This is a genomic window from Stackebrandtia soli (assembly GCF_965137155.1).
GTDB lineage: Bacteria > Actinomycetota > Actinomycetes > Mycobacteriales > Micromonosporaceae > Stackebrandtia > Stackebrandtia soli.
In genome coordinates this window covers 1-6,689 of sequence record NZ_CBCRZX010000085.1, presented here as the reverse complement: position 1 = coordinate 6,689, position 6,689 = coordinate 1, and the positions used below count along the sequence as shown (strand labels likewise).

At 67.9% G+C, this 6,689-nt stretch carries 5 protein-coding genes; all 5 read right to left on the bottom strand.

What is annotated here, in order from left to right; all coding sequences use genetic code 11:
* Positions 1 to 920: 920 nt before the first annotated feature.
* Complete coding sequence (locus ACM9NP_RS23840; protein ID WP_415649022.1) at positions 921 to 1,988, bottom strand: hypothetical protein; 1,068 nt, start codon at positions 1,986 to 1,988, stop codon at positions 921 to 923.
* An 18-nt stretch (positions 1,989 to 2,006) separates the two neighbouring features.
* Positions 2,007 to 2,597 (bottom strand): hypothetical protein, encoded by a 591-nt coding sequence (locus tag ACM9NP_RS23835; RefSeq protein ID WP_415649021.1) that lies wholly within the window; start codon positions 2,595 to 2,597, stop codon positions 2,007 to 2,009.
* Positions 2,598 to 2,770: 173 nt separating this feature from the next.
* Positions 2,771 to 3,685, bottom strand: coding sequence for a hypothetical protein (locus tag ACM9NP_RS23830; protein WP_415649020.1), 915 nt, complete (start codon positions 3,683 to 3,685; stop codon positions 2,771 to 2,773).
* The gene (locus ACM9NP_RS23825; protein WP_415649019.1) at positions 3,682 to 4,200 is read right to left on the bottom strand and encodes a SigE family RNA polymerase sigma factor; all 519 of its coding nucleotides are present in this window, start codon (positions 4,198 to 4,200) and stop codon (positions 3,682 to 3,684) included. Before ACM9NP_RS23825 ends, ACM9NP_RS23830 begins: the two co-directional genes overlap by 4 nt.
* Before the next feature lie 249 nt (positions 4,201 to 4,449).
* Positions 4,450 to 6,444: a serine/threonine protein kinase gene (locus tag ACM9NP_RS23820; protein ID WP_415649018.1), complete on the bottom strand. Its 1,995-nt coding sequence runs from the start codon at positions 6,442 to 6,444 to the stop codon at positions 4,450 to 4,452.
* Positions 6,445 to 6,689 lie beyond the last annotated feature (245 nt).

The window sequence follows — 6,689 nt, the reverse complement described above, 5'->3', positions numbered from 1 at the left end:
GGAGGTGCGGGGGGGGGCGGCATTCCGGGGCCGGGCCAACCGGTGGCGGGTCCCGGTTGGGCGGGCAGCATGGGATTCGACGGCGCGCCATGGCCGGGCGGCGTCGGCTCCGGTCCCGATGCGCCGGGTCCGACTGGTTGAGGTGGATACATCCCGTTATTCCCTTGTCTCGACTGGTGCCGTGTTGTGGCGTCTGACGTTTCGGGAGCTCGGCGTGGTGTCCGGGGCCTCGCGGCGAAACCGCCGCGACCGACGCGCGCGGGACTCGATCGCGGCGACGACGTGGGGGCCCGTTCGTCGGTCGATCGAGTCGACGGGCCGCGACGGAACAATCCCTAGTGTCCCGTGCCGCCGTACGAGCTCGAACAGATCTCGGCCCGGCGTTCCCCGTCCGGTCTCGATCTGACCGCGATGACAATAACCGGTCGCCACAACGGAACGACGCCCACCGACGTCCACACGGGACCGAGCGGCCTCGACGACGTGCCGTTCGGTGGCGCCTCCCGGACAATCCCCTTTGGAACTATCCGCGCCTCGTCCGGCACCGTCGACGGCTCGACGGGCCCGCTACCGTCGACGGAATCGGCGCGAATCGCAGCCGTTCTCACAACGCCACGAGGAGTCATGCCCGGACCCACCCCTGTCCCGCGCCATGCCCGAGTCTCCCGTCCGCGCGTCGCCGCCTCGCCCGTCATGCGACGCGGTGAACCCAGCGGAACACCCGGCCGCGCGTACTCCTCTGGCGTACAAGAACATCCGCCGAAACGCCGAGTAGTCCGGCGCTGGTCGGATCACCCGATGGCGCGACACAGCCCCGGCGCACCATCGGGGCACACCGCGTTCGCACCGGCGACGCTCGCCGGTCTCGTGAGCGGACCGACGGTGGGGGAGGTCGAACGTCCGACCTCCCCGCCGTCGGATCACGTTCGGGACCGCCGCGCGATCGACCGCGCCACCAACAAGGCCACACCGATGCAAAAGGACACCGCCGCGGTCGCCATTAGCGCCGCCAACGGGACACCGGTGACGGGAAGCTTCGGCGCGTCTGCGACCGGCATCGCCGGTGTGGACGGCGTAGGCGGTTCGGGGCTCGGCAACGGTGGCGGTTCGGATTCGCACCCCTCGTTGGAACCGACCTCGTAGGTGAGGACCACCCGACCCTCTCCGTCATTGGCGCCCGTCTCGAAAACGGCGTCGGCCGGGCCCATGCTCGATCCGCCGCCACCCGGACCACCGACCGAGATGTACCCGACTACGCCGGCACCTCCGCCACCGCCACCGACGACTCCCCCACCGCCACCACTGCCGCCCGCGTCATGCGGATCGCCCGTGACACCGCCGTCTCCGCCCTGGCCGGATGATCCCGCCGTCCCCGACTGGGCCGGGGGACCGTTCGGATCGATGCCGCCCGCGCCACCGGCTCCCCCGGTACCGCCGGGTTGGCCTGTCCGTCCATCGGTCGGCAGGACACCCGACACTCCGGCGGTGCCGACCTCTCCCCCGTCACCGCCGACAGAGGACGCCGACCGGAGGTCGAACCCGCCACCGCCGCCACCGCCACCGCCCGCGACGACGAGCGAAGCTCCCGCGAGGCTGATCCAGGTCGCTCCACCTCCACCGCCCGAGTACCAGGCGCCCCCGGTCCCTCCGCCGCCGTAGCCACCGGGAGCCGAGGACCCCGCCCCGCTTCCGGTGCCTCCGGGGCCACCCACCTCCACGTCCAGGACGTCTCCAGTGGAGACGGGGAGATGGCCGGTGACGAGCGCGCCGAGACCACCGGCTCCGCCCTCGTTCGCGCCCGGACCACCGGCCGCGCCGTACGCGTCGACGTGCACGCAGGTGACATCGTCGGGGATGACGAAGGTCTGTGGGCCACCGGTGAAGAACAGGGTCTCGCTGACCGGCGCCGAGAACGCGGCCTGAGGCGATGCGAGGCCCCCGACCGCGGCGGCGACGATCACGCACGCGCACTTGCGCATCACTGACATGTACGTGATGCTATGGATTCATCCCTGAGAGTGAGGTAAATCGAGCGAAGTGGCCGGTGGGGCGTCGGGGAGCGGCGGAGGCGGGGGCGTGAGCAGTCGGTGTTCGATCATCGCTCCAAGGCCGCCGTGCAGACTCGCGGCCATGCGATAGACCGCCTCCCCGTCGTTGCGCGACCGGCCCGCGTGGACTCGCATGAGCTCGGCGCAGACTCCGGCCGCCATGTGCGTCAGCCCCAGCGTGTTGGCGGCGTACGGGTCCACTTCGTCCTGGGCCGTCACGAGCTCGTTCATCGCCCGCGCGGTCATGACGACGGGAACGAGCGTGTGCGCGGCGAGCTCGGCCCACGACTGGGGAGTCTTGGCGATGAAGGCCATGACGTCGTCGATGTCGGACTGATCGACGCGATGCTTGATGATCTGCGCCAGCCACTGCTGCAACTGGCCGAGCAGCGGGATCAGGTCCGCGTCGGTGAGCGGTTCGTCGGCGGCGAGTTCGACACGGAGCGCGCGTAGCGCGGCGGCGGCGTCCTCGGCGGTGATGCCGGACGCGGCGCACTCGACGCACCGTTGTGGATCATCCGCGTCGTGCGCGTGCTCCTCGTCGGCCATGCCCACCCCTCGAACGATCCATCATCGACACGAACGAGCGCAGTATCGCACGATCGACGGCGATGACGGCGGGATCCGGCCTTAATGCCCTGGACCGGGTTCGCGGCCCCAGCCGCGCATGGCGATAACCGGACCGCCTCGAAAGATGGCCCGGCTGTGATCAGGACGAGAGATCACTTCTCGTCGTCGGTGATCGGAATCGCGGGGATCTGGAGCGCGATCGCCTCCAGCTGATCCAGGTCGAACTGGATCTCCTGGCAGGTGCCGCCGTATTCGTCGTCCTCATCCTCGTTGCCACAGAAGCTCGACACGACGACCGCCGTGCCGTCCGTGCGGTAGATGACGACGGTGTTGGTGTAGGAGCCCGGGGGTTCGTTCTCGTAGTGCTCCACGCTCGACGCGCGGATCATCCGGTCTCCCTGTGGGGTCGTCAGATCCTCGCATTCGGTGGTGGTGATGTACACCTTGATGACGTCCGTGTTGCCCTGGTGGATATCGGTTTCGCCCGACCAGCAGGACACGAGCGGACCGTTCGTGCCCGGTATCCCGACGTCGTACGGATCGTCGCCGGGCTCCTTGCTCCATTCGCCCGGCTCGTACAGGTCGATCCCGACGGACCCGACCGGCGTGCCGTCGGCGGTCTTGAGGAACGCGCTACCGGAGTGCGGAATCTCGACCCACGCGTCGGGATCGCTCGAGTGGAACTCGCCCCACTCCTTGAGTTCGAACGGACCGGCGTCGCTGTCGCCGTTGAACTGGAGGTCGGGGCCCTGTTCCTGGAACAGCCCGAGGACCAGTGCGCTGTACTCCTCCCACGTCTCGGGCGGGGTCGGGTAGCCGTTCTCCTCCACTTCGGGACCGGCCGAGTTCGTCCCGTCCGGGCCGGCCGGTGTCGACAACAGACCTGGCAGCATCAGCGCGGCCACGCCGACGACGGCCAGGCTCGCCGCGCCGCCGCCGAAGATGCTCAGCCGACGGCGAGTCTGCTTGCGGCGACCGGCCACCAGAATTTCCTCAGTGGAAGTCGACAACGGCGGTTCGATGTCGCTCATCGTCTCCTCGAATACGTCCTTCATCTCGCTGGTCACGGGGTGATTCCCTCCAAACTCTCGTGCAATGGGTTCGGCAGCAGTTCGCGGAGCGATTTGAGTCCGCGCGAGGTCTGGCTCTTCACCGTGGCGGCGGAGCAGCCCATGATCTCGGCGGTCTGTTCGACCGAGTGATCGGCCCAGAACCGCAGGACGAGCGTCGCGCGCCTGCGGGTGGGCAGCTTCGCGAGCGCGTCCAGGACGACGATGCGCCGGTCGGACGCGTCCGAGTCCAACGGCGCGAACGTTTCCGGAAGCTCCTCTTTCAACTGTTCGCGTTGGAACCAGGCGCGACGGTGGACGTCGTTCAACGCGTTGACGACCATCCGTTGCGCGTACGCCACCGGGGACCGGCGATTCGCGCGGTTCCAGTCGACGTACAGCTTCACGAAGACGGTCTGCACGGCGTCCTCGGCCCGGTGCCAGTCACCGCAGACCAGATACCCGAAGCGTCGCAACGGAACGAGGTTCGCGGTCACGAACTCGCTGTACTCGGCTTCCTGACTTCTTCGCATTGTCCTATCGGCCTCCTCGTGTGTGCTGTCCGTCTAGTAGACGTCCCAGCCATCACGATCGGAATGCCTCGGCCACGAAAGCGATCGAGCCGCTTCCCCAGGGGCTGTCCCGGCACCCGGCGATACGGCGGCGGGTTGAGAGCCCCGTCGGTGGCGCGGAGACACGCGGCCGCCAAGGCCATGGTGACACCCGCGTCGGGGCGATTCACCGTCCGACCCCGCCTCGCTCGACCGGCGACGAGACCGGCGCTATCGCCAGTTCCAGCAGACCATGTAGGACAGTTCGGGAAAGTAGTTCGATTCCCACCAGGTCGAGCCGTGGTTCCCGCAGAAGCCCGAGTCCGAGACGTCACTGGTCCGGCCCGTGACGACGACGTTCGAATCGGCACAGTCGGCGAAGGAGAAGTGCCTGTTGTTCCCGCTTCCCGTCATCGCCATGCAGGTGTTCTGGGGCGCGTGCCCGGCGTCGTCCGGATAGCGCATCGACAGGCACAACACGACGTCGAGACCGTCCTTCTCGTTCACCGGCAGGTACACGGACCAGTCCAACAGGTGCGAATCGCGACAGGCATCCATATCGGACTCATCCTCGATGCGGTCGAGTACCTCGAACACGCCCGTCTCGCAGTCCGCCTCCTCCCACGGACCCTCGTCCTCCCACCTGAAGACACAATCGCCTTCCTGCGCGCGATAGGCGCTACTGCTGTGCTGATAGCTCAGGCACACCGCCATGTCCGACAGCTCCTGCGACACCGCCCAATCCACGTCCGAGTCGTCGTAGCAGTCGCTCACGGAGTCGGCGTCGTCGAGCACGTCGACGACCTCGAAGACCCCGTCGTCGCAATCGGTGAACTCGAGCGTGATGGTGTCGCCGGAACCGCCGTCGTACACGCAGTCGCCGATCGTGGCGTCGGGAAAGACCTCGGGATCCGCCGCCTCCGTGGTCGGCTCGTCGTCGTCCCCCCAGTCCGGTCCGGCGGACGTCGTGGTGATCGTCGTATCGCTGGGTGTGTCCGCGTCGGCGTCCGGATCGTTCTCCGCGAAGATCGCGATCAACGCGACGATGCCGAGCACGACCGTGATGGCCGCCCCGACGACGCGGTCCTGAGACCACGCGCCGGAGTTCTTCGGTCCGGGCGGCGGCACCGGCGGCTTCAGGGGGGAGTTCGGGGGCGCGTTCGGTGGGGACTTCGGAGGCGAGTGCGGTGGCGAATGTGGTGGGGAGTGCGGCGGGGCGTGTGGAGGCGCGTTCGGGGGCGTGTTCCTGCCCTGGTCTCCGCCGAGGTTGACGGTCGGCCCGTTCGGCCAGCGCTTGGTGCCGCCGTCACTCGCCGCGCCGCTCCACGTCTGCGCCTGTTCGACGAGCTTCGCGACGGCGGATCGCTGATCCGCGATCATTCCATACACAGTGGATGGCCACGGCCGATCGGTCGACGCCATCGGCCCGATGAGGGCGAGCAGCTCCGTCGGACTGGGGCGATCGCCTGGCGCCTTCCGAAGACACGCCTCGATGATCGGTCGAAGCCGGGGCGGCAACTTCATCAGATCGGGATCGGCGTAGGCGACCTTGAACATCGACCGCGGGATGCTGGGATCGTCGAACGGCGACGCGCCGGTCGCCGCTGCGTACAGGACCGACCCCATCGAGAAGACGTCGCTCGCGGACGTCAGCTCGCCGCCTTCCGCCTGCTCCGGTGACATGAAGGCCGGCTGACCGATCACCGTACCGGTCCTCGTCAGATTGACCGATATCGTCCCCTCGAACGCTCGCGCGATACCGAAGTCGATGACCTTCGGGACCGTGCCGGACAGCATCACGTTGGACGGGCTGAAGTCCCGGTGAATGATATTGATGTCGTGAATGGACATGAGTGCCCCGGCCAGACCGGTGGCCAACCAGCGCACCGCGTCCTCGGGCAGCGGGCCGTTCCTCAGAACCGACTGTTGGAGAGTCGGCCCGTACACGAACCGGGACGCCAACCACGGAACCGCGGCCTCGACGTCGGCGTCCATGACGGGGACCGCGTACGTACCACTGACCTTCCTGGACGCCGCGACCTCCAATCGAAAGCGCGCCCGGAACTCGTCGTTGTCGATGAACTCCGCGAGGATCTGCTTGACCGCGAACAGTTGCCCGCTCGGGCCGGACGCCAGCAGGACCCGGCCCATGCCTCCCCGGCCGAGCTCCGCCAACAGCCGATACGGCCCGATCGCCTCCGGTTCGGTCAGGTCCAACGGCTTCATGTGCGTTCCTTCCCCGGGCGTTCCCACTGGCCACCACGGCACGATCAAAAGTACGCGATCGGGCCCCGGGGGAACCGTTTACACACAACAGATCTAACCGGGATACCGTCCCCTGTCAACACTGAAGCCACCGGTCACGGGTCACGGGCCACTGTGGCTTGGTTGGGCAANCATCCCGCTTGGTTGGGCAAATTGCGAAAACACGCCTNATTNGAANATTTGCCCAACCAAGCGGGACGTTTAAC

What these genes read in the sequence shown, in the direction of transcription:
- ACM9NP_RS23840 (WP_415649022.1), bottom strand. Translation starts at nt 1,988, where the DNA reads ATGTCAGTGATGCGCAAGTGCGCGTGCGTGATCGTCGCCGCCGCGGTC.
- ACM9NP_RS23835 (WP_415649021.1), bottom strand. Translation starts at nt 2,597, where the DNA reads ATGGCCGACGAGGAGCACGCGCACGACGCGGATGATCCACAACGGTGC.
- ACM9NP_RS23825 (WP_415649019.1), bottom strand. Translation starts at nt 4,200, where the DNA reads ATGCGAAGAAGTCAGGAAGCCGAGTACAGCGAGTTCGTGACCGCGAAC.
- ACM9NP_RS23820 (WP_415649018.1), bottom strand. Translation starts at nt 6,444, where the DNA reads ATGAAGCCGTTGGACCTGACCGAACCGGAGGCGATCGGGCCGTATCGG.